We start from the raw sequence: 25,011 nt of genomic DNA, 5'->3' as shown, positions 1-25,011 counted from the left end.
AGCCGACGCGCCAGCCCCACTGATCGCCGGTGGTCGGTACGCCGGCGCGCGTGCCAATGGTGCCGACGTGGACGTCTTTGAAATAGATGTGCCAAGTCTCCTAGTGCGAATCCTCGCTGCGGCGGCGGGTGAGGGCGGTCATGCCCAAGACTAGGGAAGAGCGGGGTTTCAGATCAGCCGCTGGATTTCGAGGGAGGGATAACGCCTAGCCCAACAGGTTGGTCAACTAGGCTTGACTAAAAAAGGCCCCAGCCCAAAGGGGGGCAATGAGCCGGGGCCTCCAAGTTTGCCCTCACGAGCTTGAGGGCATCGGGAAAACTTGGCAAAAGCTACAGTGTTCCTGGCTCGTCTCGCATGAGCGAGTGGCTGTGTTCACCCGGATTGCAGCCGCCGAAGTAAGGTCATGGTCCAAGACCCTCAGGTCGAGACCTACTCGTTCCAAGCGCGGGTTTACCTTGGCATCGCCGCCGTCGGCTCCGTAATCTTCCTCGCTGGGTTGCTTATGAGCGTCTTCTAGTAGACCGCCTCAATTGGGGCCTCTTTCATCGCCGACTAGGCGAGGCGGTATTCCGCGCGAGCGGGTCCTTTCAAAGACATCGGCTGCTGCGTGCCGTACATGAGCGTTCGCCACAACCGTTCGACCAGACCATATCGATAGTGCCTCAGCCACCCAGCGCTGAAGAATACCTGGCAGACGTACACGGCAAGCCCGATGGCCAGCGCCTCGGCCGCGCCGAAGTGCCCGAACAGGCCCAAGCCGCATAGAAAATCCAACCAAATGCCATTGTGGGCGATGCGTTTGCTATGAGGTTGTGTCTTTCGTACCAGCGGCTGCAACCTAGTGCGGAGTTCGGCTTCCGATGTTTTGTCAAAGCCGTGATCAACCTTGCCGGCATAGGTCAGTTCGTTACCCTTCCGCCAGGCCAGATATATACCGTCCCATTTTCCGTCATCGAGTGCGAAGCCGGCAATCGTGAAAGTCTCTCGTTGGGCGCATGTCTTTTTGACCCAGTTGTTGCCGCGCGCGCTGGCGTAGATGCTGTCGCGCACTTTTGAGACCACGCCTTCGAGCCCAATTTTGCAGGCGTGCGTGAACATCGCGCGACCGTCGATCTCGAAGCTTTCGCTAAACTGGACGTCGCTGCCGGCGACGATGTTCTTCGGCGCGCTCTTGCGCTCGAGCAAGGGGATTTTCCGGAGGTCCATTCCGTTGAGATAGAGGAGATCGAACGCAACGAAGACGATCTTGTTCAAGTTGCCCCGCAGCTCCTTGATGAGTACCGGGTAACCGGTTGTACCGTCCGCGGCGGGCACAACGATTTCGCCATCGATGATGGCCGGGCTCGCCTTGATGTGCCAGGCGTCGTTGGCGATCTTCTTGAAGTGCTTGGTCCAGTCGTGCCCACGGCGGGTGAATACGGTGATGGCTTCGTTAACTAGATGCAGCTGGACGCGGTAGCGGTCGAATTTGATCTCGTGAATCCAGCGTTCGCCGGACGGCACACGGTCGATCGAAGATGCCAAGGCCGGTTCGATTAAGCCGGGGAAGGACGCCTTGATGCCCAGGGCTTCGGGCTTTTTCGCTGGAATGCCACGGCCAGACCAAGCGCAGGCTGTATTGACGGGTGTCCGTAGCGATCGACGAATTCCTGCAGGTGTGAAGGAATGTCGGTGAGTTGCAGATGCACCGGTGCTGGATCTCGCGCGCAACGTCCTCGGAGACGTCTTCTGACCAGCGCTCCGACGTGTTGAACGCGATAACCCTGATCGGCCGTCTATACTCGCCAGCGAGCAGATCCTGAATGACGGTCTCGAGATCCGCCGCCTCCATGTCGGTTTCGCGCCAGGCGCTACCTGCGCGCCCGAAATCATCTGCCACGAGATACACCGTGGGGCATTAGCCGGGACGATTGAGGGGGGCCAGCCGGATTGACGCATACGCAACTCCACGCAACAGCCGGGATTCAATTTGAATTGGCTAGATTAGTTCTTGCGGTTGGAACTGCTTGTGCGCTTGCGCTCTTTAAGCTGAGAGGCAACCAGCGGAGGAAGCATGGCAGTCAATAAACCGACCGGCGACAATGCCCGCAAGGGCGCCGTGAAGAAGCGCTCGCAGACCAAAACAACCATTGGCGGCGTTACCGGCTACACCAAGCGCGACCGGTCGTCCGGCGAGTTCATGGCTGTGAAGAAGCCGAAATCGGCGAAGACAGCTGCCAAAAAATTCAAAGGCGTACGGGTCGAGAAGAAAAACAAGACAAAGAAAAAACGCTAAGGCGGCGGCGGCATGTGCGTCGGGAATCTCGCCTCGCTGAGGGCGGCTGCGGCTCCAAGATCGCGGGCACATCTCCGGAAGCATTCCAAGGGTCTGCTCGTAGGCGGCGCGGCTCCGCATTGGTCTGAGTGTCAGCTCTGTGAACCGACCGCTTCAGATTACTCTAAAGACGACAGCGGATGCGAGCTCAGCCAATGCGAAACGTTGCCCGTCATCTCGATCTCCTTTGCCTTCCTCAACAAGGCTTCCCGGTCGGGACCGGGTGGTAAAGTCATAGCTCGCTCACGCAGCAATCTTGCTCCCACCGCAAGCCTCTCTTCCAGGCTCACGGTTTGCTTGAAACGACGTCGCTTGCCGCTCATGCATTCCTCCCTGAAGAAGTGGCCCCAGCGGACCGCATGGGGAGAAGTCTTCCGCCGGGACCAGTCAATGCTGCCAATCGTGACGTTGGCGACGAAGAAACGCGATGGTTTTCCGCAGGTTCCTGGCTCCCAGATCCCGAAGCAAATTTTGAAGATGAATTATGCGCGTCCGCCTGGACATCCGTCTGTGGGCCCCAGCATCGGGCCGGGGGGCTTGATGATGCTGGGGCTCCGGACAGGCGTTGCCTTGTGGGACAGAGGCAGTCACCGCACACACAATCCAGTCGACAATGCGCGGTTCCACCGTGCACGTCTTCAAATCGGGTACTGTTCAACAGGCACTCGGAAAAGTCAGCGCATCCGGCTGAAAGAGGCCGCCAACGACACCGGCTTTACTAGAAGACGCTCATAAGCAACCCGGCGACGAAGATTACGAAGCCAATGGCGGCGATGCCAAGGCAAACCCGCGCTTGGAACGAGTAGGTCTCGACCTGAGGGTCTTGGATCATGGCTTTACTTCGGCGGCTGCAGTCCAGGTGAACGCAGCCACTCGCTCATGTGAAAGCTAGTCTCGTACTGCCGAGCCTTGCGCAGTAAGACCTCGCGATCCATCCCAGGCTTGAGGCGCTTGGCCTGCTCCCGCAAACGTTCGGCCTCTGCCGAAAGACGTTCTTCGAGGCTGTCGGTTTGTTTGAGTCTGCGTCGCCGCTTGGTCATGGCTCGTGCACCATGTCGAATGTCGATACAGCGGTATTTTAGGATTGGCGGCACACGGTTGCATTAACCCAGGTTAATTAGGATATTGCGAACCAGGACGCTTGGGGTCAAGTAGGGACAGCAAGGGGCCGCTGTCCTACACAGCGGCCCCCCTCGCGCTTCCGGGTTTCAATAATTCCGAAATGAAATCCTTAGCCAGCCCGGTTTTGCCACTTTGTCCCGGTTAACAAATTCCTTCTATAACAAATGTGAATCGGTGCCCCTAGATTTCCAAGAGGGTAAGGCCGCCTCAATTGGCGGCCATTGACAAGGGGCGGCGAGGTAGATCAACCGTCTCGGCACGGAATTCCGAAGCTATCGCAAGCGAGCGCGAATGACTCTTTCGCCTCAGCAGCTTCGAAGCAAAAGCGCGCTCCGACCTCTGCGCGATCAATCCACCAATCGGCTTTAGCTCCTTTTGCGATGCGGGAAGCTTCACCGCGTAGCAGGTCCAATTGTCGTCCGGCAGCACGAACGATCAAGCAATTTTCCTTAGGCATAATCCTGTCCTCTAATCGCAATCACACAATGTCGCCCGCCCGAAAATGGGCGGGCGACGTCGTTCCAGCCCCGGGGAGAGTTTGGCAAAATCCCGGATTAGGTCAGTTTGCCTGAGAGGTTCGCAACGGTCTGTTCGATATGCGACTCTTTCGCAGGGGGCTGTCCTAATTAGGACATTCGCAGAGGCAGATTACGGCACCTCACCCTTCAGGCTTTCCGGCAGTTGCAACTGCGCATGGCGGCAGAAGTAGCGGCTATACGGCTCGTTTTCGAATGCAACCTAGCCCATTGCAGAGAATCCGCGAGACAGCAATCGCCCCTAGATTTTGCACGTCGCGCTCGGGGACGAACTCAACGATGTCCAGCCCAACGATTCTGCACTTCGACGCGACACCCCGCATGAGATCGACAACCTCAAAATAGGACAGTCCGCCCGGCTGCGGTATAAGCACGCCTGGGATGACTGATGGGTCGAGACCGTCGCAATCAATGGTAATCAAGCACTCGCTATCGTCCTCTATCTCTTCAAGAACGCTCGCGATCCCGTGAAGCCGAAGATCTCTCGCGGTGACGATCTTCGCGCCCCACGCCTTTGCATAGTCATACTCGGTACGACCGGAGCCGCCAATGCCGCGTAAACCAACCTGCACGATGCGTCTGACCCAGGGCAATTCGCTGGCTCGTCGCATTGTGCTCGAGAATGTATACCCCGATCCGTTTCGCTGATCGCGCCAATCAAGATGGGCATCAATCTGCAAGATCGTCAGCCCTTTGCTTTTGCGGAATGCTTCGAAGAAGGGTATCGGAACCGAGTCATCCCCGCCTAGCAAGATCGGAATCGCGCCGGCCGAAAGGACTGCTTGCGTGGTGGTTCTGATGACATCGCGGTTGCTCTCAGGCGTCGTGGGATCTGTCACCAAGTTTCCACCATCCAGCACCCTCAATTTGGTTGGAGCGAGCAGCTCCGCTTCTTGATCGAAGTCCCAGCGGGTGAGATCGCTCTCATAATGACTCAGAGCGCGACGAATGAAGTCCGGCGCTTTGGCGGCATGGCTGGTCTGACCTACAACGTACGGGGTGGCATCGGAAGCGCCGAACAAGATGACATCGGCTGCAGGCAGGGTGGTGGTCAAGTCACAAGCCTCAACGCCCAGAAAAGTCGCCCTGTCGGTGTGCATTACAAGTCTCCGGGAGTGTCTACCCGTTCCTTTCAACCTGGGTCGCTCGACCGGGTTCCGATCGCGCCGTAGGGCTCGTGCTCGCGGCCGATATCGTCCGGAGACACTATTTCAAATGACAATTTGATTGTGGGGTAGGGTGATGTCGAGTGCGATTGAATTGATTGTGGACGGCTACGCCAGGCTCAAGGACCACCAGTCTCTCGAGGGCTTAAGGATGCACCGCCGGAACCTAGTGATCGACCTCACGGCCAGAACAGGCTTCGATTTCCGGTCGTCGATCGCTCAAATCGAGCGGGACATTGCGGCCATTGAGGCGGGACTACAAACGCTTCCGGGGCCGGTCGGCTAAGCGGACGGGGACAAGGGCAACGCACGGACCCTCGCTAACGATCGGGTCACGTACCGAGGTTGGAAGGTAGTTAGACGGGTAGCCGAAGCCAAAGGTCGTTGCTGGATAGCGTACCGGCCGGTGTGGCTATTTCCATATCAATGACGCGAAATGAGCCGGGCTGGTCGTCGTATAGATAGCGAAGGTGCCAGACCGGGCCAAGTTCTGGTGCGATTGCGAAGTCGTCTAAGGCGTTCGCAATGTATCGAACGGCATCGCGATGTGCTATCGGCGCGGAGAACATCGTGTCCTTCAGCGTGGCAAGGCTCATACCCTCCAGGAGCATGGTCCGCGCGGCTCCGTCCCCGTAGACGAGCCTGAGGGCCGATACGACGGAAGCGATGGCGTCAGGGTTCTTTAAAGGCACGGCAAATTCGTTTCAGGCTAAAAGACGGACCGTCAACGCAAGAGCGCGCGGGCGGCGGTTGCGTGACGAAGATCCATTTCATGGAACGGCAATCGAGGCCATGAGCTTTGTTCCAAGTCCTGGTCCCTACAATGTGGACTTATCATTAGCAGTCGCCGAAAGCACTTACGAGCCCAATCGCGATGAGAGTGATGGCAACACAAGTCCATAAGGCGGGCGAGCTCGAGCCAATGCCGACCACAAGGATCCCGACGCCGAAGACGACGATGAATACTGAGATCGCCTTGGCAATCGTTTTGTCCATCGCTCGAAGCGCGGATTGTCGCCATCGGACTCTTTCGCGGCAAAAACGTTCCTATTGTGTCGTCGGCCTCGAGCGGTAGGACTGGTGTGGGATTTGGCCGGCGATTTCTACCCCCTTCTCATCGGAGATGCGCCAAGCCGCCACTCCAAAACAGACCGTGAGCAACACGGTCGTTAGAAGCATCAGCACGGACAAGAACTGGCTCACCTCTGCACCCTAAACTCCTAACCATCAAGGAGCGTGCACGCAGCGTCGATTCGAAAAATGCAGCCCCGCTGACCAATGGTGAGTTTTCCCCAAGGTTGCAAACGCGGCCGATCTCCGCCTTGCTGCCTTGACCGAGCCGGCGGCTTAGGAGCCGCTTCAGCACTAGACGCGATCCAAGCCCACGCGCCGCTTACCGGACGGCGCGTGACTCCTCCAAGGACGCCGGGCGCAGCAACGACGGAGTTCATGCGGAGTGCCCGATACGAGCGGCCGCCGAGGGAACGCGTCCTGTGACCTAGCCGAGGCGGTTATCTGGGCCAGTTGACTGGTCGCGGTGCACTTCGTTTGAGTCCGACCGGACGAGCATCTCCAGCCTCGATTGCTCTTCGCTCAAGCGCCTTTCGACAAACTGACGCTCGAATTCTGTCAGGGTGGTTTGTAATAAGAGGCGATAACGTTGGATATTGTTGCGATGTGCACACGCCAAATGGTCGTCAATCATCGTCGTCTTCCTGCGGCGAATACCAACCGTTCCACTTTTTTGCTTGTGGGGTGAGGCAATCCCGAGGCGTCATTCCACGACGTCGCTGGCGCGGACTAACTTCGCGAAGCCGACATATCCGGCTGCCGCGCCCCATCTAATTCTGACGGACTTAGACGACAGAAAAGGACGACGCCCTTCGTTGTCGTTCACCGTAGTGCGCTTTGCTGTCCCGATCTGTGAACTGCTTCACAAGTCTCGTAGTCATCGCCTGTCATCACTCACTCATCGGGATTTGGTTTCATCCAGCCGGATGACGGCGGCCAGGATGTTTTCGTTCATATCAGCGCAGTGGAGCGCGCCGGCTTATCGGGCCTGGCCGAGGGGCAGAAGGTCTCTTATGAGGTCCAACTTGACCGCAAGCGCGGCAAGAGCAGCGCGGAAAATCTGCGCGTCTGACGGCTACCCCGACAATATGCCGTTTTGCTCACTGCGTTTTTCGACCGAGATCTCTCAGGAGTGCGTGGAGAAAGTCGCTGGCATGGTCGTATCGCGCGTTGCCATCGGTGATTTGACGGGCGCGCGGCTCTATTAAGCGGCCAACGGTTTCGGAGCCGAGCAGTTCAACTCTGTCCGACCACTGCAGCAGTAAACTATCGGGAATATCCGCAGATCCGAAGAGCTTCAGAAGGCAATGTTCGCCATCGGATTTGTGGTCGTGATGAGCCTTCGCCGCATAGAAAGCGAAAAAACCCCGAAAGGCATCACGGGAAACGGTAGGCTTTCCCATCGCAATATCCTTGAAAAAAATTCAGTTCTCAATGTCAGCGAGTCTGGACTCTTCGTGCGGGAAAAGCCAGCAAAAAATCAATTTCGCACCGCACCTCATGCAAAGAGACCGCCCGAAGGGCCGCCGCAATGGTTCATTACGTGGCTCGACAATCGTGCTCAAATCAGTCGTGGCACCGAGTGCCATCCCAGGCGCCGAATGGAAAAGCGATCCGCAATAAAAACGGGCCACCCCCGTGCCGGAAGCACGGCCAAGTGGGTCGCCCTCTGAACCTGCAAAACCGGACAAACTTCGGAAAATAATCGCGTGCCCCATTCCGTGTTGAGTTTCTCAGTGAAAGCCGCAGAAGCAGCTCTAGCAATAGGTCGCGACGCCGGTCGCCATTTCGCCATCGATAGTATCGAATGAACGTATGCGTTCGTCGCCCTCGATCGTGCTGGCCGATCGCCGGACCGCGACATTTACTTGGTGCTTGACGACTTTGGCGTACGTGCCGGCTGCCCCTGGCGTGAGACGGACCAAACTGATCGAGGGCATTGTCATGTCCCTGACCGGTGACGCCAGAGCCTACCCAAATGGCGCAACGTCCACTTTCGTTTCCTGCTGCACCCGCACGATCTCCAGGACGTGTGGCCGAAAGATATACCCACTTATAGTTTGGTTGGCGGCCGGAAAAACATCCTAAGATTGTGTTGCGTGCAGCCGAGGAGGATTTCCAATGCGCAGGCAGCCTGTTCCGCTTACTCCGGGTGACCTAGTCAATCGTCAATTTGGCACCGACGACAACCTGATAGGCAACCCTGACGCACCGACCCTATTCGGTGATGCTGGTGGTAGCATGTTTGACTTTTCGAAGGGAGGGAACGACACCTTCGATGAAATCGGACTTTCCAATTACACATTTTATGGCGACGTGGTTGGCAGCATTTTCGATTTTGCGCAGGGCGGGGATGACACGTTCAACGGACTCCCATTGGGTGGTGTCACCGCATACGGGGACGCTGGCGCGGACATGTCGGACCACAGTAAGGGCGGCAACGACACGTTCTTGAGTGGGACTGGCAGACAGCAAATCAACACGTTTTTCGGCGATGCCGGCGGCGCCATGTCGGGTCATGCTCAGGGCGGCGACGATACTTTTATAACTCAGACGGTACAGGGCGGCACCCACACCTTTTACGGCGATGCGGGCGGCGACATGTCTGGCCACAGCAAGGGTGGCAATGACAGCTTCCAGGGCTCCAGGCAGGCTGCAAATATCTTTTTTGGGGACACCGGGAGCAACATGTCCGGCCACGCCCAGGGCGGCGATGACACATTCACAGCCAGAACGGACTCAGGCAACACGTTCTACGGAGATGCCGGCGGTGACATGACCGGCCACAGCAAAGGTGGCAATGACACCTTCAACGGGGCCTTGTTCGCAACGCAGGTGTTCTACGGTGATGCAGGAGGCAACATTTCCGGCCATGCTGAAGGAGGCGACGACACTTTTACCGGCTCAGGTGGGGCGATAATGTCAAAGACCTTCTACGGCGATGCTGGGGGCGACGTCTCCGGCTCTGCCAAGGGCGGCAACGATACTTTCATAAACGCGGGCGGCTCCGCAGTGTCTTTTTACGGGGACGCCGGCGCCGCAATGTCCGGCCATGCGCAAGGCGGCGATGACCTTGCGACGTTACAGGGGAGCAACAACTTCGCCGTCGGCGATGCTGTTACGATGCTCGACGCTGCCAGCGGAGGTAACGATAGTCTTAGCGGCGGCGACAGCTCGTCAACTGATGTTGTAAACCAGCTCTATGGCGACGCACAGAGCATGGGCGGGGCGACCCAAGGAGGTGATGATCTTATCCTCGGGGGCCACGCCGTTGATAGCGGCCGGGTCGACAATTTCTTATGGGGCGATGCGGCGCAAATTTCAGGTCGTGCGAAGGGCGGCAGCGATGTCCTATACGCGGGGACGGCTGGGCAAGGTTGCACCGTTAGCAATGAGATGTGGGGAGATGGTGAACTGAGCGGCAATGCTCATGGAGGTGCCGATACGTTTGTATTCAAGGACGACGGTTCAATGACCGTAGGAACCAATAATGTCATCCAGGATTTCAGCCAATGTCAGGATGATAAGATAGCTTTCATTGATATTGCGGGCGTGCAGTCGTTTGATGATCTTGTCATCACCCAAAGCGGAACTAGCACCATTATCATGGCTGGAGCTGATCAAGTCACGCTTGCAAACTTCACGGGCTTGATGATGGCGAATGACTTTTTGTTTGTTTGAGAGCGCCCTCTTCATCACCATGGCTTCATCTAACAGGCCACCCTAATGGGCATCGGTATTACCGTGATTTGGCTACTTGCGACCTTCTTCAACGCTTGAAGGTCCAACCTCTATGTGGCCCCTCTCGTAGCTGGAGGCACTACCACTTCGGGGGCTTCTGAAGGGCGTGGATCGGGCAATGTCTTCATGATACGGTCACTAGTACGCGCATCAGTCCGGATTTGGCCCTTAGCTGAACCGCGCAGGGGCCATTGCGGAGTCTGGTTCCAAGGGTGAACCGAACGCAGGCTGCCGATCACGACTAAAGCGCTGTGGCGCTTTTCGGCCACCGGCGCTACTTATCTAGCTATGCCGATTTCCGCGGGTAGCCTACAGGCCAAACCACCCATCAGCCGCCTTGGCCTCCCGAAGGACGACTTGTTGAGATTCCACACTTTGGCCGGGGCCGCTCCGCCAGCTCTGGCGGCGAGCCAGCGACGACTCAAATATTTGCCCGCCCTTGTCGTTTCCCCTAATCCCTTGTCCCGCAAGAAAAGGACCCCAGCTCAAATGGGGGATGAGCCGGGGCCTAGAGGTTATCGTAAATACTCAAGGCGGGCGATGGCTCGGACCTGATAGGAGGGGCGCCGGTTTCACGCTGGCGGCCTCTGTCACAAAACTTTGATGAGCGTGTGCCAGCGTTGAGGGGCTGGGATTTCAGCGCCCAGATGGGAATGCATTACAAACGCTGCCGAGCGAACATATTCCGCTCGCGCAGTGTTCATGTCCTCTCTTTTTCGAGGTTAGTGCATGTTCAGTGCGGAAACGACTTCGCTCCTTAGGGCCGTCCTTGAGGAAGTTTGCGAAAATATTCCTGTGAGCGAGACGGGCGCCAGAGCGTACGTTGCTTCGAAGCTCCTCGATGCCGCTGCACATGGACAGCTCTCAACCGACGCGTTGAAAGCGGCGGGTCGCAAGGCCCTGAACCCACCAACAACGTGGCGCTGATTATCCGCTCCATCACTTGATCACATCGTATTCGGCGGCGTCGCCATTAGGATCTGCTCGAACCAGGCCTGAGCGGCGTCAGCCGTGGCAAAGACCTTGAAGTGATCGACGTCGCCGACCTGTTGGGCGGTGTTCACATAGACGCCCTCCGTGCGGTTCCTTCTCGAAACTCAAGCCGGCGCTGTCCGTATCTAACTCAGTGTCCGAACCTGATTTGAGGAGCCCAACATGGGAAAAGGGAAGGCAGTGGGGAAAGGCGATCCCCCGTCCTGCGCGGGCAACAGGAAGGCTGAGCAAGTGATCGACATTGCTGAGTGCCGAGAACATGCTGACCGCTACAAGAGACTTTCTGGCGCGAGCGGCATTTCCAAGGATCGCGCCGCCGTCATGAGAAATATCGCCCGAACTTTTGTGGGTTTGGCCGGCCAACTAGATAGACTCGCGTTCCTCGCGAGGACCGAACAGAGGTAGACAGCCTCAGCCGGCGGCCTCAGTTGAGTTTCCTGCGAAGCTTCGAGCGCTGGCGGGCCTAGCACTCCCGGCGCTCAAATCCCCAATTGGATCGGCGGCCGGGAGGGGTTGGAATGACATGCCGTGCCATGTGTGCCCTCTCACGGCAATGCTCGAACTTCGCGCGCGGGTATTCTTACGGAAACCCCGCCGCGTTCGAGCCAGCCCAGCAGGCCGCTGTCGACGAGGCGAAAGCGGTATATGCACTTCCTGGCCTCAAGCACTCAACCCTGTTGCAAAAACCTGAAACTGCGCACGTTGTGCGATGTTCCGAAGTTTTTCACATGGTTAGTGCGAGGGGCGGGACCGGCTTCGTTCGGCAAGGCTGTCGGCGATCAGGACGCCGAAGCCACGGCTTAGGTGGGGGCAATCAGAAAATCGAGACGCTTGCGAAGAAATGCCAGCACCATAATCTCGTCGGAAGTGAGCTTGGCGTACTGGCGCTTGAACTTCTGCGCGATTTTGGCTTCAATCATCTTCACGAGGTCACCTGACATGTAGGCGTTCAGGACTTCCGGGTGCACGTAGCACTTGCGGCAGATGGCCGGCGTATTGCCGAGCTGCTTCGAGACGCTCTCGATCGCGGCCACGACGTTGCGCTTGGCCTCGGCCTGGCTGTCGTACTTCTTGAATTCGGCCAGCGCCAACGCCGCCAGAACCGTCCCTGCCCAAGTCCGGAAATCCTTGGCGCTGAAGTCCTTGCCCGTGATGTCCTTGATGTAGGCGTTGACGTCGCCGGAATCGACGGTGCGGGGCTGTCCGTCGTCGTCGAGGTATTTGAAGAGCTCTTGTCCCGGGATCTCCGCGCAGCGCTTCACGATCGCGGCTATCCGCTTGTCCTCGACGCGAAGCTTCCATTGTTTGCCTGACTTGCCCGTGAAGTCGAACCGAAGTACGCCGCGGCCAACCGCAACATGCTTGCGGCGCATGGTGGTGAGCCCATAGGACTTGTTTGTTTCGGCATACTCGGCGTTGCCGACCCGGATTAGCGTCTTCTCCAGAAGACTGACGATCGTGGCCAGCACCTTCTCGCGAGGTAGTCCGTCCGCCTTCATGTCGGCGGCGACACGGTCGCGTAGCGCGGGCAGCGCGACTGCGAACTGGATGATGTGCTCGTACTTGTTTTGGTCGCGCAGCTCGCGCCATTTCGCGTGGTAGCGATACTGCTTGCGGCCCCGCGCATCGAGCCCGGTCGCCTGGATGTGGCCGTTGGCTGAGGGGCAGATCCACACGGATTCGTAGGCCGGCGGGATGCCGATTGACTTGATGCGCCGGATGACGCCGGAGTCGGTGATGCGCTTTCCGTCCTTGTCGTAGTAACTGAAGGTGGTCCCGGTCCGCTTGCGCGTGTAGCCGGGGGCGGAGTCGCTGACGTACCGAAGCCCTTCTTCCGCGATGGTGGCCGCCACTTCGGCGGTGCGGTCTAGAACCTGTTCTTCGTTGCCGGTCTGTCGGAGCATGGGCCTGTCCCTCGGAAGCACTTTGAGATTGAGGCCCCACTCCCTCTAAAGGAACGAAGGCACCTGTTGGTTCCGTTCTGGGGGCGGCGGACGCGATGTGTAGATGCAGCGAAGACCATCCGGACCACAGGTGGGAGCCGGTGGTTCCTTTCGACAAGCGCTGCGCAGTCGAGGAGGGGGCATGGCTTAACTTCAGACAATTGCCACAAAGTTCATCGACACGCTCCCCAGAGTCAGACCCCACCAAGGCCGCTATGTCCCGGTATTCACTCGATCTATTGCGTCAGCGCTATGTCGTCGAGAAAAGACCGCTCGAGGCCAGCATCGAGGAGATCTTGCGGGCCGACAGCCGCGCGGGAGCCCGTGCCATCCTGGCTTCAATCGACAAACGGCGTTTCGGAAATAGGTCCGAAGGGCAGCGTCTCCGCAAGATGCTCCGCTTCGAAACATCTCTCTGGGAAAGCGGCCATCATGCAGTGGCAGGCGTGGACGAGGCCGGGATGAGCCCTCTAGCCGGGCCCGTCTCCGCTGGCGCCGTGATTCTCAAACCGGGCACGCGGATAGTCGGAATCGACGACTCGAAGAAACTCGACGCCGCAGCTCGCGAAGAACTCGCGAAGGAGATCAAGGAAAAGGCAGAGAGTTGGTGTGTGGCGTTCGTCGAGGTCGAGGAGATCGACGCGATCAACATCTATTGGGCAGGCATCCAGGCTATGCAGCGTGCGGTCCAGGGACTAGGGTTGACGCCGCAGCACTTGCTGATCGATGCGAAGCGCTTGAAGGAAATCGACATCCCTCAGCAGGCCATCATTAAAGGCGACGCCAAGTCCGCCAGCATCGCCGCCGCCTCCATCCTCGCGAAAGTCGAGCGCGACGCCGTCATGCGGACGCTCGATTTGCGCCACCCCGGCTACGGCTTCGCGGATCACAAGGGCTACTCGGTGCCGGCTCATTATGAGGCGCTCGCGAGGCTCGGCGCATGCGCAGCTCACCGGCGGTCGTTCGGACCTATACGCAAGGCTCTCGGGTTGCCGCCCCTGCCGCCGTGGCCTTCAGCATCCGAGCGCGAAACCTGCTGAACTCCAGGTCGTACGCTTCGTCTCGGCGAAATTATTTTCGCGACCGACTCTTTTCGCGAACGATATCCTTGGCCTTTTTGTCGGACCGCAGGCCGAGATAGACCGGCTGACGCAGCTCGCCCTTGCTGGTCCACTCCGCGAACTTCACTTCAGCGACCAACGAAGGACGCACCCAGGTAGTGACCTGCTCATCCTTCACCCTGGCAGGAAAGGGCGATTTGGCTGTCTTGAGCCTCACGAGCTTGCCGTGAAGCTCTTCGAGAACTTGGTGGCTGAAGCCGGTGCCTACGTGGCCGATGTACCGCCACGCATCGTCCTCGCGTACCGCCAGCACGAGGGCTCCGAAGAAGGGTCGGGTTCGCCTCGGCGCCGTGAAGCCGACGATAACTAGCTCCTGCCGCTGCGCGGTCTTCACCTTCAGCCAGTCGGCGGTCCGGCGCCCGGACGCGTACGGGCTGTCGGCACGCTTGGCCATGATGCCTTCGAGATGTCTCCGCTCTGCTTCTGCGAAGAACTTTGTGCCGCTGCCTTTGCGGTGGTTGCTGAACGCGATCAGCTTGTGGCGCGGCAGGATGGCCTTGAGCCGCTTCTTGCGCTCGAGGAGCGGCAGCGCACGCAGGTCCTCGCCGTCTGCGAACATGAGGTCGAACGCGCAGTACAAAAGCTTAGCCTCGTGGCGCAGGGCGTTTTGAAGCAACTGGAAATGGGATACGCCGTCCTTCCCGATCGCGACGAGCTCGCCATCGATCACGGCGTCGGCCATCACGCCCTCAAGTGCTTTCGCGACCTCGACATAGGAGTGGCTGATGATTTTGCCGTTGCGGCTATAGAGCGCGACCCTGCTCCCGCGGATTTCCGCGACCATACGAAAACCGTCGAATTTGTCCTCGAAGACCCAATTGGGATCGTCAAACGGTGAATCGGTCAGCGTGGCCAGCATGGGCTGCAGGCGATGAGGCAGCGTGGATTTTCGGGTCATGGCCGGACGACGGGACAACAGTGGGCAAGTACGTGTAGGATGCATCGTGAGTTCCGTCGGACAAGGAAAGGCCGAGCCCGAAACCGCATCGCCGGCTGTTGGCGCCCGTCACCCGACGCCACCTCGAGGCGACTTCGAGAAGGGAAGCGAAGAGCTCGAACCGCTCTGCAGCGCGGCTCGCCTCTCGGCGGCGGCATGATCGAAGAGCTCGAGCACCAAACCGAATGCGGCCATGTCCTCCTGTTCGATTGCTCCATCATCGTAGCACTTGAGCGTCTCGGCGATGATCGCGTCGACCTCGCGTTGCGATGTCAGCAGATCCTCTTCTGACCGGGCTTCCCCAATGCCCGAGACCAGTTTGAGAATGCGGTTGCGGTTGCTGGCGTTGTCGTCTCGCTCGTCCCGGTTCAGGTAGCGACGCAGCCAGGCGGCTGCCGAACCGATGCCGGAAAGCAGAAGCAGGGCGAACCAGAAGTAGTCGCTGTACTTGTCCAGAAACGTTCGCTCGGTCCCGTTGATGACCGCCGCAGCGCCCCGGTGCACGGAAGGCTCTGCCTCTTTCTCCGTCTCCGGCTTCGTGATGTGCGCGGCGCCGGCGACACGTTGCGTGATCGTGTCCCGGACGGCGAAAAGCTGCCGGTAGAACGCCGCGGCCTTGGCTTCTGACAGCTCTTTTTTGCCCAGGATGAGATGGTTGACGCTGATGGTGTCGACCTTGTCCTCCGGCCAAGCCGGATTTGCGTTGAAGACGCTGCCGGGGATTTCCTCGGCTTCGTAGCGCGGATGCCTCAGTGAGATGGCTTCGGACGTTTCGACTGGAATAAACTTCGGCGATCCGCGCGATCGGGACGTCGCGGCGATGGCCGCGGCCGTGATCTTGCTGTCGAGGGGCCCGACGGCGAGATACGCGTCCAGCGTGGTGTCTTGCGCAAGCTTTTCGATCTCTTCGGTCCCGAATTGAGCCGTGGAAACCTTGTCAGGCTGCACGCCGGAGCCCTCTAGAATTGTCCGCAGGAGTGCGACGTTGGCGCCGGTCCTTCCGATGATGCCGACCTTACGCCCCGACAGATCGGCCATCTCTGCGATCTTGGCCCCTGCCTTTTTCTTGATGTCCTTGCCCTGTCGACCGGAGGGCGACCACAGGACGACGTAATTCTTACGTAGGACGGCGAGCGTCTGCGCGTCGGACGGCATGGCAAGATCGCCCCGGCCGACCGCCAAGTCGGCTTTGCCGGCGCCCATGAGGGCCAGGGATTCGGCCGCTCCTGCGGTCGTGATCGGCAAGATCCTGACCGTCCTGCTTTCCTCCTCGAAGGCCTCGGCCATCGCCTCGACCACGTGGTGATCTTCGCTGCCTGAGGGGCCGACGGCGATCCGGAGTGTCTCGGGCTGCAGCACGTAGAAGAGGGCGGCCGCCGCAGCGCCGAAGGCTACGAATCCCATCGCCAATACGATTAGAAGCCTTCGTTGGCGCCGATCAGGAGCGCTTCTGACCGCGTTGGATGGTGGCATCAGCGGACTCTCCGTGAACAAGCGTCTTCTTGGGAGCTCAAGCGCGCAGCCGGGAACTTGGCGAACCAGCGCCGGACCTGAATGTTCCGTCGCATGAGAGGACGTTGGGATGGCGCGCATACGGCGAGGACGGAATCGGTGTCGTCATGATCAAGGCGATGGCTGCGGCAGGCCAGTGATCACCAACCGCTTTGGATCGATGCCAGAAGTCGTCGAGGACGGCAGCATCACGGATCGTGGAAGGCCACCCGTTCAGCGAACTGATCGCCAAGAAGATCATCAGATCGGGCCGGCTCATGAAGCCTCGGGATAATCTGGGGCGGGCCGTCGAGATATTGGGCCTTCTACAGAGCCGGGAGGGCGCGAAATGGCGAGGACGGAAGCCGAACTCGCGCGATATCGCCAGCCGCAACCGTCCCGCCGGCCCGGACCACGCCCAGCACCCCGGACTTGAACGGACGGCCCGTTTCCGCCGACGAGAGCACGTGCCGTTTGAGGCCAGCTCGGTAGCGGTCGATGAGGACGCAGGGCGTCCGGAGCCCGGTCAGCTCTATGATCGCCGTCGGCCCGAGTTCGATCAGGCACCCGAGCGGCAAGCGCTCGAGGTCCAGGCCGGCAGTGGTGATGTTCTCGCCGAGGTCGCCGGCACTGACCTCAAAGCCAGCTTTAAGTAGCGTTGCGAAGAGTTCCGATGGGATCAGGTGGACCTGCCGGCGATTGGGCAGGCGGGGTCTGCGGCGGGCTAGATAGCGGTGCCGGACGAAAGGGCCGGCGTGGGCGTCGCCTTCGACGCCATTGCCTTCCACCAGAACTATGCGGTCCTTCGTCGGTTTGCTGAAACGGTGCCCGCGATCGGCGGCGACCGCAACCACCCTTCCCCCGAGCGAGCGATCGTGCCCCTGCGGCATCAGCGCCGCTTGTGGCGGAAGTAGCGCGTGATCTCCGCAAGCGTCATTGCGTTTCCGCAGGAGGCCTTTGCACGGTGCGAGCGTCGGAGGCCACTCAACGAGCCTACCGTCCCATGCTTCGCGTAGTCGCCGGCGCAAAGCGACTTTGTCGAGGCGTCATCGGGCCGATCGCCGAAAGATCGATCGAGTTTCTGCGCTGCCCGGAAGTCCTCGAGGTGCTGCGTGTTCGGGCCATAAGCGGCCTCTTTCTTGAGGAGATTATAGATCCGTCCGGCCATAAGCTGGAGATGTTTCATCTTGCCCTGCGGCATCGATCGGGCCCTGCAAAGGGCTCTAACAGCGTAGGCGCGGAAGTAATCAAAAGCGTCTGACATGATCAGGGTAAACGCCGGAGCTCTCCTACTAGTTCGGTCGAAACCGGTGGAGATGGAAGCCCGCTCGGCCGTCACTTTAGGAAGTGATTGAAATCTGAGGAGTGTTGCGATTCTCTGGGGGCAGCGCCATCCTTTCGCCAGAACAGCCCTCAGGGCATTGCAACGATGTACCGCTGTTCCCGTTGCCTCTTCGCAAGGAGAAGCACATGTCCGAAATCAGAGAACACATGAAAATCGTCGGTAAGGACGGCGTCCAGGTTGGCACTGTCGATAAAGTAGAGGGGGATCGCATCAAGCTGACGAAGAAGGATAACCCCGAGGGTCACAAGGACCATCACCACTATATCGACAAGAAGCTTGTCGGATCGGTCGAAGGCGACGTCGTCAAGCTCTCACTCAACGCCGACGCCGTTCCCAAACAGGAAGGTTAAAAAGAGCGCGGGCCCTGCACCATACACCGCAAGTAAACCGCGCGCTGACGACCTCCTCGCGAGCACGGGGACCGTAGGAATGAAAAGCCCACAAGCTGGACGATGTTCCTGCCAGGAACCAACAACCTGCTTCGTGCCTTGAGCCGTTTTAGAGGCACCGATGGCGGTAAACAAACCGTCCGGAGACAACGCACGCAAGGGCGCGGTGAAGAAGCGGACGCAACTCAAGAACCCTCTCGCCAAAACCTCGACCAAGCGCAAAAAGACGAGCGGCGAGTTCATGGCCGTCAAGAAGACCGCGAAGAAGTTTAAGGGTGTTTGGAAGGAGAAGTGATGGGCCGGTTTTTCATCGGCATCATCATCCTCAGCATCGCTATCGTGCTGGGGATGTATCTTCACATCATAGCGCTTTGAATACCTGCGCCGCCTCAGTCAGGCTGCGCCTTCGATGCCTGCGTGCTGCTGACCGGATCCGACGCTGGGAAGCTGTCGAGCTCCTCGTCGTTCGTCTTTTCCTTGCTCGTTTTGGTTGGGGTCTTTGGCATGCTTGTCCTGTGGTGCCGGATCGAATGTTTTCAGCCATGGGCTTTCCTTTGTTCCGGCCAACATGAGCGCTTGGCGGGCGGCGCTGTTCCTCCGCAGGAACCAACGCTTTGGCGCGGGCTTGCTTCTGAGGAAGGATTCCAACATGTGCAGCAATCGCCAACGCCCGATCGTCGAGAGTCCGTGGAAGCCCGTCAGGCAGAACCCGGACCCAGTGTCCTCGTGCTCCTGCTTGCCAGCCTCGTTGGCAGCCGCGAGCCTCGTCGCCGTATGGGCATTGTTTTTCCACTCTTGAGCGCGGTTTAGCGCGACATTCGTGGCGCGCATGAAAGTGCGGTCAAGACTTGTCGAAAATCCGCCCGACCAAATCCCGTGATTTCTCCGCTTGAAAGCTGGTTCTGGATGAGATCAACGCCCGGATCGAGACGTCCTTGATGAACGATCGTGTTGCGCGAGTAGTTCCGCGCCGTCAACAATGGTTTTGGTCATCGCAGCGATGTCTTCGACAACTGACTTCCCAAATAGTGAAGCAGGTAGAGTTTGAGGGCGTCCCGTTTAACTCGCCGTAGATATTGATAAGGCCGCCCGAGTGTTTGACGAAGCGTACAGCTGGCGGAGGCGGAGACCGGTGCCTAGGCCGGTGTGTTGATGCTGAGAACGGCTCGCATTCGATCTATTTAATGCCTTGACCTATCCGAACGCTGCTGTCGGTGGCGGCGATCAATAACGTATTGCTCGGCCGGACGTCGCCATGCTGTCAACGATAGGCGTCGTCCGATAGGAGCTGCCGGCAGCCATTGCGATTGCCCCCTCTCCCGACAGAGCCGATGCATCTGCAATGAAGGCCAGACGAATCGGCTTTATGACACGCATATGAACTTGGAATTCGTCCGGACGTTATGATGGCAGATGCAAGAACAACGTTGCCTTCTCCGGGCAGCGACGGACGAGCTGATGGCCCTAGTTGAGGTTAAGCCTACCAAGCCCGATTTGCTGATTGCGCAAACCGTGGCGCAACACAAACCATCGCGCGGAGATAGTCTCACGTGGACTGACATGGGGCGCCGACGAAAAGATATTGCTGGCGTTGGCTGTCGCTGGGTGGGTCGCGAGCCGAGGCAGATCGGAGCAGTTGCAACGCGCCGGTAACCACGCGCTCTTGGTTACTGTCGCGGTGTCGTTGGTACCTCACGCCTTGAAGTCGGTGATTGACCAGACTCGTCCGGATCGCAAGACGGTGCTCGGCCACGTGCACGGCGTCTCGTTTTCGGGCAAGCGGGAGGACGCCTTTCCATCGGGGCATGCGCTGCATATGGGCGCCTTGGCGTCCGCCGCGGGCACTTTACCGCCGATGCCGCGAAGAGTGATCCAAACCTTGGCGGTGGGCCTTTCGCTGACGTGGATCGTCGTACTGGCCCACTGGGCGAGCGACGTGGTCGCAGGCTTTGCGCTCGGTGCCGTCATGGAGCGGATGCTGCGGTTCTGGACGGGATATCCGCTGCGATCCTCGGATGAGAGGCGGCCGAAATGACCGAGTACGTCATCCGCTTCCTGATCGGTGGCGCCGTGGTGTCGGCGTTCTCAATGCTTGGGGACGTGCTGAGCTTCGCCGGCTTGTTCGGGGCCGCGCCCTCGGTCGCGCTGGCCACGCTGGGCATCGCGATTTACCGGCACGGCGAATCCTACGCAGCCGTCCAAAGCCTGTCGATGATGGCGGGTGCGGTCGCACTTGACAGCGTCGTCGTCTGCCAGTTGCTAATTCGCGCGCGGATTAGCGCGCTGCTGGCGACCTTGCTGTCGATCGTCGCTTGGTTAACCACGGCCTTTTGCCTTTGGGCAGTCGCCGGAGGTCAGACATGAGCACGCCCATCCGCGTCTCGCCGTCCTCGCTGCGGGAAGGCCGCTGGTATGAGTATGAGGTCCGCTTCGCGCTCGGCGGGGCGGCGACGGTCTTCACCGGTCTGATCAGCAGCCGCTATGGAGCGTCCGTGGGCGGCCTATTCCTCGCTCTGCCGGCCATCTTCTGCGCCAGCGCCACGCTCATCGAGAAACATGAAATCCGCCGCATGCGGCAGGCTGGGCTACAAGGCGAGCGGCGAGGCCAACAGGCCGCAGCGCTCGACGCCGCAGGCGCCGCGCTCGGGGCGCTGGGCATGTTGGCGTTCGCCGTAGTGTTTTGGTTGCTGGTCGAACGCGGCGTCGTCGGCGCGTTCACTGGCGCCTCCCTAGCTTGGCTTTGCGTCTCTGTGGCCGCCTGGTTCGCCCGGCGCAAGCTGCGTGCTGCTCGCAAGCCCGAACGCGGCAGCGGCCCCGCGATGTCACGGAGCTGCTGAGCATTCAACGGAAGGATTTCAGGCCGCGTCGGAGGCTTTGGCGTTGACGCCCTTGCGGAGCGCTACCGTGTTGAGCTTGGTGTTCGCCGCCTTCTCTTCGTTCAGGTTGGTCGTGAGGAAGCGCACGATCTCGTCGAGGCCCAGCTGCTCGGCCCAAGCGATTAGCGTCCCGTAGCGGCACATCTCGTAGTGCTCGACGGCTTGCGCGTTTGCGACAACGGCGGCATCCAAGACCGCTTGTCTTGCGTGATGATCGGCAGCTCCGGATGGTGCTGGCGACAACGCTCTGCGATGCACCCGTCTATATTTCCCGGCATCGGGATGCGGTCACCAGCACGTCCGCTGCCGTGCGTTTGCACCACGCAAGCGCCTTCTCGCAGTCCGAGACGTGGAAGACGTGGCAGCGTTCGTCGCTCCACGACGACGCACGGATCTATATGAAACCTCCGAACGTTTAGACCGTCTGCGCCAAAAACTTTAGGTCGCGGCGTGTGTCGCGCCGACCGTATCCGCCATCTTCGCGCCGCGAGCGCCGAGCGGTTTGGGCCGTCCTGTGGTGGTGTCGCGCGCGGTTTGATGCTCCATCTCCGCATTGAGTTCACCCCCGAGCCGGATCACGATCGCCGAGAGCCATAGCCACGTCATGAAGCCGATGATGGCGCCCAGGGAGCCGTAGGTCTCATTGAAAGTACCGAAGTTGGCGGCGTAGCACGAGAACAGCGCGGAGGCCGCGAGCCAAAGCAAGGTTGCACCTGTGCTATCCCTCCATCGCGGTGCCTACCTGCTTGGACCGAAGCGGTAGATGCAGGACAGGCCCAGCGCGACGGCGACGAACATCGCCGGCCAAGCCGCGAAACGAATGAGAAGTTCGACGGGGTCGGAGAGCCAGAGGTGCTGCAAAACGATGGGGATGGCGACGACGGCGGCCAATGCGGCCAGGATGAAGCCGATGGCGGCAACGGTGAAGGCCAGCGACATGGCATTCAGTTTGAAGAAGCCCCGCTTCTCCTGCGCGCCGTAGACGATGTTCAGCGTGTCAAACAGAGACTTCATGGCGGCGTTCGCGCTCCAGAGCGAAATCGCAAGGCCCGACTGCGAAGGTGAAGCCCAACGATCGATCGCCTTTCGTGTCAACACGAGTGAGTTGCTCCCGCGCCACATCAATAGCGCCGCCGGGTACGAGATCCGCGGCAATAGTCTCGATGCTATCATTGGTATCCTGCAGCCAGCGGATTGCTGATGTAGCCAGGGTCCGCTCGCGTGTCTGTCGAAATCCGCCGTCCGTCGCGAGCCGGCGCTGCAGCGTCGACGTGCTGACGCAGGCTCGCTCCGCAAGATCCTTCAGCCGTAACAGGCCGCTCTCCGTCCGTTCCCAGCGTATGGCCGGCTGTGCCTCGTCGCGATCGAGGAAGCCGAGCCACAGCCGGAAGCATTCCCAATGTGGACTCGATCGAGCTGCCAAATCAGGAGGCGACACCGGCCGTCGCGTGCTGGATCATCTCCTTGGCTCGATTCTTTACGGCCTCCACTCCCTTGGGAAAGCCACTGCGGTTCGGATAGAGCTTGCGCGACGACTTGGACGGCGGCCGTCGCGGCTTGGTTTCCTGAGCGGCGCGGTAGTCGAGCACGGCGATGCCGCCGACCATGAGCAGCGCGAGCGCGATGTTGCCTTTCCTCGGATTATCCGGCGTCAGTCCGGAAATCAGCGCGGCCGCATCGAGGCCGTCACCGCCGACGCGCGCCCAAAGGCCCGCATTCTTTTCCACCGAGAGCGTCATGATCCCGGCGAGAATTTCCCGGACGCCGAAGGCGCGGACCAGGGTCTCGTTGCCTTCCATGCCCAGCGTTTCGGTGACGCGCCTCGGGGCGAACAATTCCATGACGCCGAGGCCGATGCTGAACCAGCCGAGCGCGCGCGCGAGCTGGTCTTCCGGCCGCTTGAGGCTCGGTCCGCCCTCGATCAGCTTCGGGTCGCCCTTGGTGCGCACGATGTTGGAGAAATGAAACATGGTTTGCTCCTTCAGGGCTTCAGCACGACCTTGACGCAGGAATCGCGCTTGTCGCGGAACACCTGGTACATCTCGGGACCTTGCTTGAGCGGGACGGTGTGGGTGATCACGAAGGATGGATCGATCTCGCCTTCCTCGATGCGGCGAAGCAGATCGTCGGTCCAACGGTTGACGTGGGTCTGGCCGGTCCGCATCGTCAGTCCCTTGTTCATGAAGGCGCCCATCGGCAGCATGTCGGAGAAGCCGCTATAGACGCCGGGCACGGAGATGATGCCGCCGGGCCGGCAGACATAGATCATCTCGCGCAGCACATGCGGCCGGTCACTCTCCAGCATCACCATCTGCTTGGCGCGGTCCAGAATGGTGTCGGGCAGTGACGCCATCACGTGTGATTCCATGCCGACGCAATCGATGCACTTTTCGGGGCCCTTGCCGTCGGTCAGTTCCTTGAGCCGCTGCAGCACGCTCTCGTTCTCGAAATTGATCGTGGTGGCGCCAGCGGCCTCTGCCATGCTCAGCCGCTCAGGCAGGCAGTCGATCGCGATCACCTGGTTGGCGCCGAGCAGGATGGCGCTGCGGATGGCCATCTGGCCGACGGGGCCGCAGCCCCAGATCGCGACGGTGTCGGTCGGCACGATGTCGCATTGCACGGCGGCCTGCCAGCCGGTTGGGAAGATGTCGCTGAGAAACAACAACTGCTCGTCGGGGATGCCGGCGGGGACCTTGATGTGCGTGGCATCAGCAAAGGGAACGCGCAGATACTCGGCTTGGCCGCCGGGATAGCCGCCGGTCAGGTGCGTATAGCCGAACAGGCCCGCGGTCGAATGCCCGAACACCTTGTCGGCGAGGTGCTTCTTGCGGTTGGTGGTCTCGCAGACCGAGAAATTGCCGCGCTTGCATTGCTCGCATTCGCCGCAAATGATCGTGAAGGGAACGACAATGCGGTCGCCCTTCTTCAGCTTGCCGTCAACGCCCGAGCCGACCTCGACCACTTCGCCCATGGTCTCGTGGCCCATGATGTCGCCGGGCATCATGCCCGGAATGAAATTGTGGAAGAGATGGAGGTCTGAGCCGCAGATCGCGCAACTGGTCACCTTGATGATGGCGTCGCGTGGATCCTGGATTTCCGGATCGGTCACGGTGTCGCACCGGATGTCTTCCTTGCCGTGCCAGACCAGCGCCTTCATCTCTGTTCCTCCCGCTCAACACGTGGCATCCAAGTCGGGAAAGGAACAATGGTTGCTATCGAACGGTACAAATCTTTGCGCCCCATCAGGCCCTTGGAATAGGAAGGCGACGGCGGTGGAACGGTAGGGCGTCCGCGATCCGATCATCGCGGGTCGAGCGCGATGATGACGCCTTCATTGGCGCGAAGCAGGATCGAGGCGTCCGGCAAGGATCGCGGCCGCAGGTCCAGATGGCTGGACATCAGCAGGCGTCCGAGGCCCTGCCAATGCCATGTCCGTGGCTCGGCGGCTATGTTGAGGGCGATCAGCATTTCGCGCCCATCCTGCACGCGTTTGAAGGCGAGCACGTCGTGTCGCGATCGCAGCGGCTCATAGTCACCCTGGCGCAGGCATGAATGCTCCTGCCGCAGCGCCATCAGCGCCCGAAAGAGCGCCAATAGCGAGCGCTCGTCGCGCTGCTGTTCGCCGACATTGGGCGAGCCTTCCGGCTCGAGCGGGAGCCCTGGACAGCCGCTCGAAAACCCCCCATCGGCACTGTCATCCCACCGCATCGGCGCGCGCTCTGGATCGCGACAAAGGCCGTAGCTGGGCACGAGTTTCTCGAAGGGATCGCGAATGCTGTCCGGCGGGATGGAGACGCGCTTGCGACCGATCTCATCGCCCATATAGGCGAACGGCGTTCCCCATAGCGACATCAGGAGCATCGCAAGCACGCGCATCTGCGCCTCGCCGATCTTGCTGGCGATCCGTTGCTTGTCGTGGCCGCCGATCACCTACACCGGCCAGGCCTTCTCGGGCAGGGCATTGAA

The 25,011-nt window shown here is 60.0% G+C and carries 27 protein-coding genes and 2 pseudogenes; 10 read left to right on the top strand and 19 right to left on the bottom strand.

Translation table 11 applies throughout. From position 1 onward, the window contains the following. Nucleotides 1-552: 552 nt before the first annotated feature. A complete protein-coding gene (locus tag NLM15_RS32785) occupies nucleotides 553-1,524 on the bottom strand; it encodes a DUF418 domain-containing protein (RefSeq protein ID WP_254121902.1) in 972 nt (323 codons plus the stop codon). Between the two features lie 529 nt (nucleotides 1,525-2,053). Here NLM15_RS32785 and NLM15_RS32780 point away from each other — a divergent pair. Further along, nucleotides 2,054-2,275, top strand: a complete 222-nt coding sequence (locus NLM15_RS32780) for a hypothetical protein (protein WP_254121900.1) — start codon at nucleotides 2,054-2,056, stop codon at nucleotides 2,273-2,275. A 158-nt stretch (nucleotides 2,276-2,433) separates the two neighbouring features. Here NLM15_RS32780 and NLM15_RS32775 read toward each other — a convergent pair whose 3' ends face one another. The 3 genes from NLM15_RS32775 to NLM15_RS32765 all read right to left on the bottom strand — a co-directional run bounded on the left by NLM15_RS32775 (nucleotide 2,434) and on the right by NLM15_RS32765 (nucleotide 5,072). Then, nucleotides 2,434-2,637, bottom strand: a complete 204-nt coding sequence (locus NLM15_RS32775; protein WP_254121898.1) for a hypothetical protein — start codon at nucleotides 2,635-2,637, stop codon at nucleotides 2,434-2,436. A 513-nt stretch (nucleotides 2,638-3,150) separates the two neighbouring features. Continuing rightward, the gene (locus NLM15_RS32770; RefSeq protein ID WP_254121896.1) at nucleotides 3,151-3,354 is read right to left on the bottom strand and encodes a hypothetical protein; all 204 of its coding nucleotides are present in this window, start codon (nucleotides 3,352-3,354) and stop codon (nucleotides 3,151-3,153) included. A gap of 794 nt (nucleotides 3,355-4,148) precedes the next feature. Next, entirely contained in the window at nucleotides 4,149-5,072 is a 924-nt protein-coding gene (locus NLM15_RS32765; RefSeq protein WP_254121894.1) for an arginase family protein, read from the bottom strand. 142 nt (nucleotides 5,073-5,214) lie between these two features. Here NLM15_RS32765 and NLM15_RS32760 point away from each other — a divergent pair, with 142 nt between their 5' ends. Continuing rightward, nucleotides 5,215-5,424 carry a hypothetical protein gene (locus NLM15_RS32760; RefSeq protein WP_254121893.1) on the top strand — a complete coding sequence of 70 codons (210 nt, stop codon included), beginning with the start codon at nucleotides 5,215-5,217 and terminating at the stop codon, nucleotides 5,422-5,424. A 1,212-nt stretch (nucleotides 5,425-6,636) separates the two neighbouring features. Here NLM15_RS32760 and NLM15_RS32755 read toward each other — a convergent pair. Then, nucleotides 6,637-6,843: a hypothetical protein gene (locus NLM15_RS32755; protein WP_254121891.1), complete on the bottom strand. Its 207-nt coding sequence runs from the start codon at nucleotides 6,841-6,843 to the stop codon at nucleotides 6,637-6,639. 255 nt (nucleotides 6,844-7,098) lie between these two features. Between NLM15_RS32755 and NLM15_RS32750 the strand changes: the two genes are divergently transcribed. Next, a complete protein-coding gene (locus tag NLM15_RS32750; protein ID WP_254124540.1) occupies nucleotides 7,099-7,281 on the top strand; it encodes a cold-shock protein in 183 nt (60 codons plus the stop codon). A 28-nt stretch (nucleotides 7,282-7,309) separates the two neighbouring features. Here NLM15_RS32750 and NLM15_RS32745 read toward each other — a convergent pair whose 3' ends face one another. Next, the gene (locus NLM15_RS32745; protein WP_254121890.1) at nucleotides 7,310-7,612 is read right to left on the bottom strand and encodes a hypothetical protein; all 303 of its coding nucleotides are present in this window, start codon (nucleotides 7,610-7,612) and stop codon (nucleotides 7,310-7,312) included. 718 nt (nucleotides 7,613-8,330) lie between these two features. On the opposite strand from NLM15_RS32745, the gene NLM15_RS32740 reads away from it, so the two are divergent. After that, nucleotides 8,331-9,890 (top strand): hypothetical protein, encoded by a 1,560-nt coding sequence (locus tag NLM15_RS32740; RefSeq protein ID WP_254121888.1) that lies wholly within the window; start codon nucleotides 8,331-8,333, stop codon nucleotides 9,888-9,890. Nucleotides 9,891-11,743: 1,853 nt separating this feature from the next. On the opposite strand, the gene NLM15_RS32730 is transcribed toward NLM15_RS32740, so the two are convergent. Next, nucleotides 11,744-12,847: a DNA topoisomerase IB gene (locus NLM15_RS32730; RefSeq protein WP_254121884.1), complete on the bottom strand. Its 1,104-nt coding sequence runs from the start codon at nucleotides 12,845-12,847 to the stop codon at nucleotides 11,744-11,746. A gap of 254 nt (nucleotides 12,848-13,101) precedes the next feature. Between NLM15_RS32730 and NLM15_RS32725 the strand changes: the two genes are divergently transcribed. Further along, nucleotides 13,102-13,926, top strand: coding sequence for a ribonuclease HII (locus tag NLM15_RS32725; RefSeq protein WP_254121882.1), 825 nt, complete (start codon nucleotides 13,102-13,104; stop codon nucleotides 13,924-13,926). Nucleotides 13,927-13,957: 31 nt separating this feature from the next. Here the strand turns inward: NLM15_RS32725 and ligD are convergent, their stop codons facing one another. The 5 genes from ligD to NLM15_RS32700 all read right to left on the bottom strand — a co-directional run bounded on the left by ligD (nucleotide 13,958) and on the right by NLM15_RS32700 (nucleotide 17,636). Beyond that, nucleotides 13,958-14,905 (bottom strand): non-homologous end-joining DNA ligase, encoded by a 948-nt coding sequence (gene ligD / locus NLM15_RS32720; RefSeq protein WP_254121880.1) that lies wholly within the window; start codon nucleotides 14,903-14,905, stop codon nucleotides 13,958-13,960. Between the two features lie 108 nt (nucleotides 14,906-15,013). After that, nucleotides 15,014-16,417 carry a TAXI family TRAP transporter solute-binding subunit gene (locus NLM15_RS32715; protein WP_254121878.1) on the bottom strand — a complete coding sequence of 468 codons (1,404 nt, stop codon included), beginning with the start codon at nucleotides 16,415-16,417 and terminating at the stop codon, nucleotides 15,014-15,016. A 37-nt stretch (nucleotides 16,418-16,454) separates the two neighbouring features. After that, on the bottom strand, nucleotides 16,455-16,715 hold the full coding sequence (locus NLM15_RS32710; protein ID WP_254121876.1) for a hypothetical protein: 261 nt from the start codon (nucleotides 16,713-16,715) through the stop codon (nucleotides 16,455-16,457). A 46-nt stretch (nucleotides 16,716-16,761) separates the two neighbouring features. Continuing rightward, the gene (locus NLM15_RS32705) at nucleotides 16,762-17,325 is read right to left on the bottom strand and encodes an MOSC domain-containing protein (protein ID WP_254121874.1); all 564 of its coding nucleotides are present in this window, start codon (nucleotides 17,323-17,325) and stop codon (nucleotides 16,762-16,764) included. Next, nucleotides 17,325-17,636 (bottom strand): hypothetical protein, encoded by a 312-nt coding sequence (locus tag NLM15_RS32700; protein ID WP_254121873.1) that lies wholly within the window; start codon nucleotides 17,634-17,636, stop codon nucleotides 17,325-17,327. The genes NLM15_RS32705 and NLM15_RS32700 overlap by 1 nt, the downstream gene beginning before the upstream one ends. A 269-nt stretch (nucleotides 17,637-17,905) precedes the next feature. Here NLM15_RS32700 and NLM15_RS32695 point away from each other — a divergent pair, with 269 nt between their 5' ends. Then, nucleotides 17,906-18,130: a DUF2171 domain-containing protein gene (locus NLM15_RS32695; RefSeq protein WP_254121872.1), complete on the top strand. Its 225-nt coding sequence runs from the start codon at nucleotides 17,906-17,908 to the stop codon at nucleotides 18,128-18,130. A gap of 160 nt (nucleotides 18,131-18,290) precedes the next feature. Continuing rightward, nucleotides 18,291-18,464 (top strand): hypothetical protein, encoded by a 174-nt coding sequence (locus NLM15_RS32690; RefSeq protein ID WP_254121871.1) that lies wholly within the window; start codon nucleotides 18,291-18,293, stop codon nucleotides 18,462-18,464. A gap of 98 nt (nucleotides 18,465-18,562) precedes the next feature. Here the strand turns inward: NLM15_RS32690 and NLM15_RS32685 are convergent, their stop codons facing one another. After that, nucleotides 18,563-19,000: a hypothetical protein gene (locus NLM15_RS32685; protein WP_254121870.1), complete on the bottom strand. Its 438-nt coding sequence runs from the start codon at nucleotides 18,998-19,000 to the stop codon at nucleotides 18,563-18,565. 877 nt (nucleotides 19,001-19,877) lie between these two features. Between NLM15_RS32685 and NLM15_RS43810 the strand changes: the two genes are divergently transcribed. From NLM15_RS43810 to NLM15_RS32670, 3 genes are read left to right on the top strand one after another with little or no spacing between them, the layout of a single operon-like run. Then, the gene (locus NLM15_RS43810) at nucleotides 19,878-20,204 is read left to right on the top strand and encodes a phosphatase PAP2 family protein (RefSeq protein ID WP_309143657.1); all 327 of its coding nucleotides are present in this window, start codon (nucleotides 19,878-19,880) and stop codon (nucleotides 20,202-20,204) included. Then, on the top strand, nucleotides 20,201-20,533 hold the full coding sequence (locus NLM15_RS32675) for a hypothetical protein (RefSeq protein WP_254121869.1): 333 nt from the start codon (nucleotides 20,201-20,203) through the stop codon (nucleotides 20,531-20,533). The genes NLM15_RS43810 and NLM15_RS32675 overlap by 4 nt, the downstream gene beginning before the upstream one ends. Beyond that, complete coding sequence (locus NLM15_RS32670) at nucleotides 20,530-21,006, top strand: DUF3147 family protein (protein WP_254121868.1); 477 nt, start codon at nucleotides 20,530-20,532, stop codon at nucleotides 21,004-21,006. The genes NLM15_RS32675 and NLM15_RS32670 overlap by 4 nt, the downstream gene beginning before the upstream one ends. Nucleotides 21,007-21,024: 18 nt before the next feature. Here the strand turns inward: NLM15_RS32670 and NLM15_RS32665 are convergent. The 6 genes and pseudogenes from NLM15_RS32665 to NLM15_RS43800 form a co-directional block, all read right to left on the bottom strand. Continuing rightward, a pseudogene (locus tag NLM15_RS32665) lies at nucleotides 21,025-21,246 on the bottom strand (DUF892 family protein); the annotation flags it as partial. Nucleotides 21,247-21,483: 237 nt separating this feature from the next. Then, nucleotides 21,484-22,059, bottom strand: a pseudogene (locus NLM15_RS32660) (YihY/virulence factor BrkB family protein). Beyond that, nucleotides 22,043-22,483 carry a hypothetical protein gene (locus NLM15_RS43805; protein ID WP_309143629.1) on the bottom strand — a complete coding sequence of 147 codons (441 nt, stop codon included), beginning with the start codon at nucleotides 22,481-22,483 and terminating at the stop codon, nucleotides 22,043-22,045. The pseudogene NLM15_RS32660 and the gene NLM15_RS43805 overlap by 17 nt, the downstream one beginning before the upstream one ends. After that, nucleotides 22,470-23,015 (bottom strand): hypothetical protein, encoded by a 546-nt coding sequence (locus NLM15_RS32655; protein WP_254121867.1) that lies wholly within the window; start codon nucleotides 23,013-23,015, stop codon nucleotides 22,470-22,472. The genes NLM15_RS43805 and NLM15_RS32655 overlap by 14 nt, the downstream gene beginning before the upstream one ends. Nucleotides 23,016-23,026: 11 nt before the next feature. Next, entirely contained in the window at nucleotides 23,027-24,202 is a 1,176-nt protein-coding gene (locus NLM15_RS32650; RefSeq protein ID WP_254121866.1) for a zinc-dependent alcohol dehydrogenase, read from the bottom strand. Between the two features lie 143 nt (nucleotides 24,203-24,345). Beyond that, nucleotides 24,346-24,975 (bottom strand): DUF3459 domain-containing protein, encoded by a 630-nt coding sequence (locus NLM15_RS43800; protein WP_254121865.1) that lies wholly within the window; start codon nucleotides 24,973-24,975, stop codon nucleotides 24,346-24,348. Nucleotides 24,976-25,011 lie beyond the last annotated feature (36 nt).

Origin of the sequence: Bradyrhizobium sp. CCGB20 (assembly GCF_024199855.1) — a bacterium.
Taxonomy (GTDB): domain Bacteria; phylum Pseudomonadota; class Alphaproteobacteria; order Rhizobiales; family Xanthobacteraceae; genus Bradyrhizobium.
The sequence above is the reverse complement of the archived record's forward strand: the minus strand, read 5'-3'. Positions and strand labels throughout refer to the sequence as shown.

Excerpts from the sequence above, each read along its gene's own strand:
- NLM15_RS32715 (WP_254121878.1), bottom strand. The coding sequence starts at position 16,417 with ATGCCACCATCCAACGCGGTCAGAAGCGCTCCTGATCGGCGCCAACGA.
- NLM15_RS32765 (WP_254121894.1), bottom strand. The coding sequence starts at position 5,072 with ATGCACACCGACAGGGCGACTTTTCTGGGCGTTGAGGCTTGTGACTTG.
- NLM15_RS32755 (WP_254121891.1), bottom strand. The coding sequence starts at position 6,843 with ATGATTGACGACCATTTGGCGTGTGCACATCGCAACAATATCCAACGT.
- NLM15_RS32710 (WP_254121876.1), bottom strand. The coding sequence starts at position 16,715 with ATGAGCCGGCCCGATCTGATGATCTTCTTGGCGATCAGTTCGCTGAAC.
- NLM15_RS32760 (WP_254121893.1), top strand. The coding sequence starts at position 5,215 with ATGTCGAGTGCGATTGAATTGATTGTGGACGGCTACGCCAGGCTCAAG.
- NLM15_RS32740 (WP_254121888.1), top strand. The coding sequence starts at position 8,331 with ATGCGCAGGCAGCCTGTTCCGCTTACTCCGGGTGACCTAGTCAATCGT.
- NLM15_RS32700 (WP_254121873.1), bottom strand. The coding sequence starts at position 17,636 with ATGCCGCAGGGCAAGATGAAACATCTCCAGCTTATGGCCGGACGGATC.
- NLM15_RS32770 (WP_254121896.1), bottom strand. The coding sequence starts at position 3,354 with ATGACCAAGCGGCGACGCAGACTCAAACAAACCGACAGCCTCGAAGAA.
- NLM15_RS32745 (WP_254121890.1), bottom strand. The coding sequence starts at position 7,612 with ATGGGAAAGCCTACCGTTTCCCGTGATGCCTTTCGGGGTTTTTTCGCT.
- NLM15_RS32655 (WP_254121867.1), bottom strand. The coding sequence starts at position 23,015 with ATGTTTCATTTCTCCAACATCGTGCGCACCAAGGGCGACCCGAAGCTG.
- NLM15_RS32730 (WP_254121884.1), bottom strand. The coding sequence starts at position 12,847 with ATGCTCCGACAGACCGGCAACGAAGAACAGGTTCTAGACCGCACCGCC.
- NLM15_RS32670 (WP_254121868.1), top strand. The coding sequence starts at position 20,530 with ATGAGCACGCCCATCCGCGTCTCGCCGTCCTCGCTGCGGGAAGGCCGC.
- NLM15_RS32675 (WP_254121869.1), top strand. The coding sequence starts at position 20,201 with ATGACCGAGTACGTCATCCGCTTCCTGATCGGTGGCGCCGTGGTGTCG.
- NLM15_RS32725 (WP_254121882.1), top strand. The coding sequence starts at position 13,102 with ATGTCCCGGTATTCACTCGATCTATTGCGTCAGCGCTATGTCGTCGAG.
- NLM15_RS32650 (WP_254121866.1), bottom strand. The coding sequence starts at position 24,202 with ATGAAGGCGCTGGTCTGGCACGGCAAGGAAGACATCCGGTGCGACACC.
- NLM15_RS32705 (WP_254121874.1), bottom strand. The coding sequence starts at position 17,325 with ATGCCGCAGGGGCACGATCGCTCGCTCGGGGGAAGGGTGGTTGCGGTC.
- NLM15_RS32690 (WP_254121871.1), top strand. The coding sequence starts at position 18,291 with ATGGCGGTAAACAAACCGTCCGGAGACAACGCACGCAAGGGCGCGGTG.
- NLM15_RS32695 (WP_254121872.1), top strand. The coding sequence starts at position 17,906 with ATGTCCGAAATCAGAGAACACATGAAAATCGTCGGTAAGGACGGCGTC.
- NLM15_RS32780 (WP_254121900.1), top strand. The coding sequence starts at position 2,054 with ATGGCAGTCAATAAACCGACCGGCGACAATGCCCGCAAGGGCGCCGTG.
- ligD (WP_254121880.1), bottom strand. The coding sequence starts at position 14,905 with ATGACCCGAAAATCCACGCTGCCTCATCGCCTGCAGCCCATGCTGGCC.
- NLM15_RS32685 (WP_254121870.1), bottom strand. The coding sequence starts at position 19,000 with ATGCGCGCCACGAATGTCGCGCTAAACCGCGCTCAAGAGTGGAAAAAC.
- NLM15_RS32775 (WP_254121898.1), bottom strand. The coding sequence starts at position 2,637 with ATGAGCGGCAAGCGACGTCGTTTCAAGCAAACCGTGAGCCTGGAAGAG.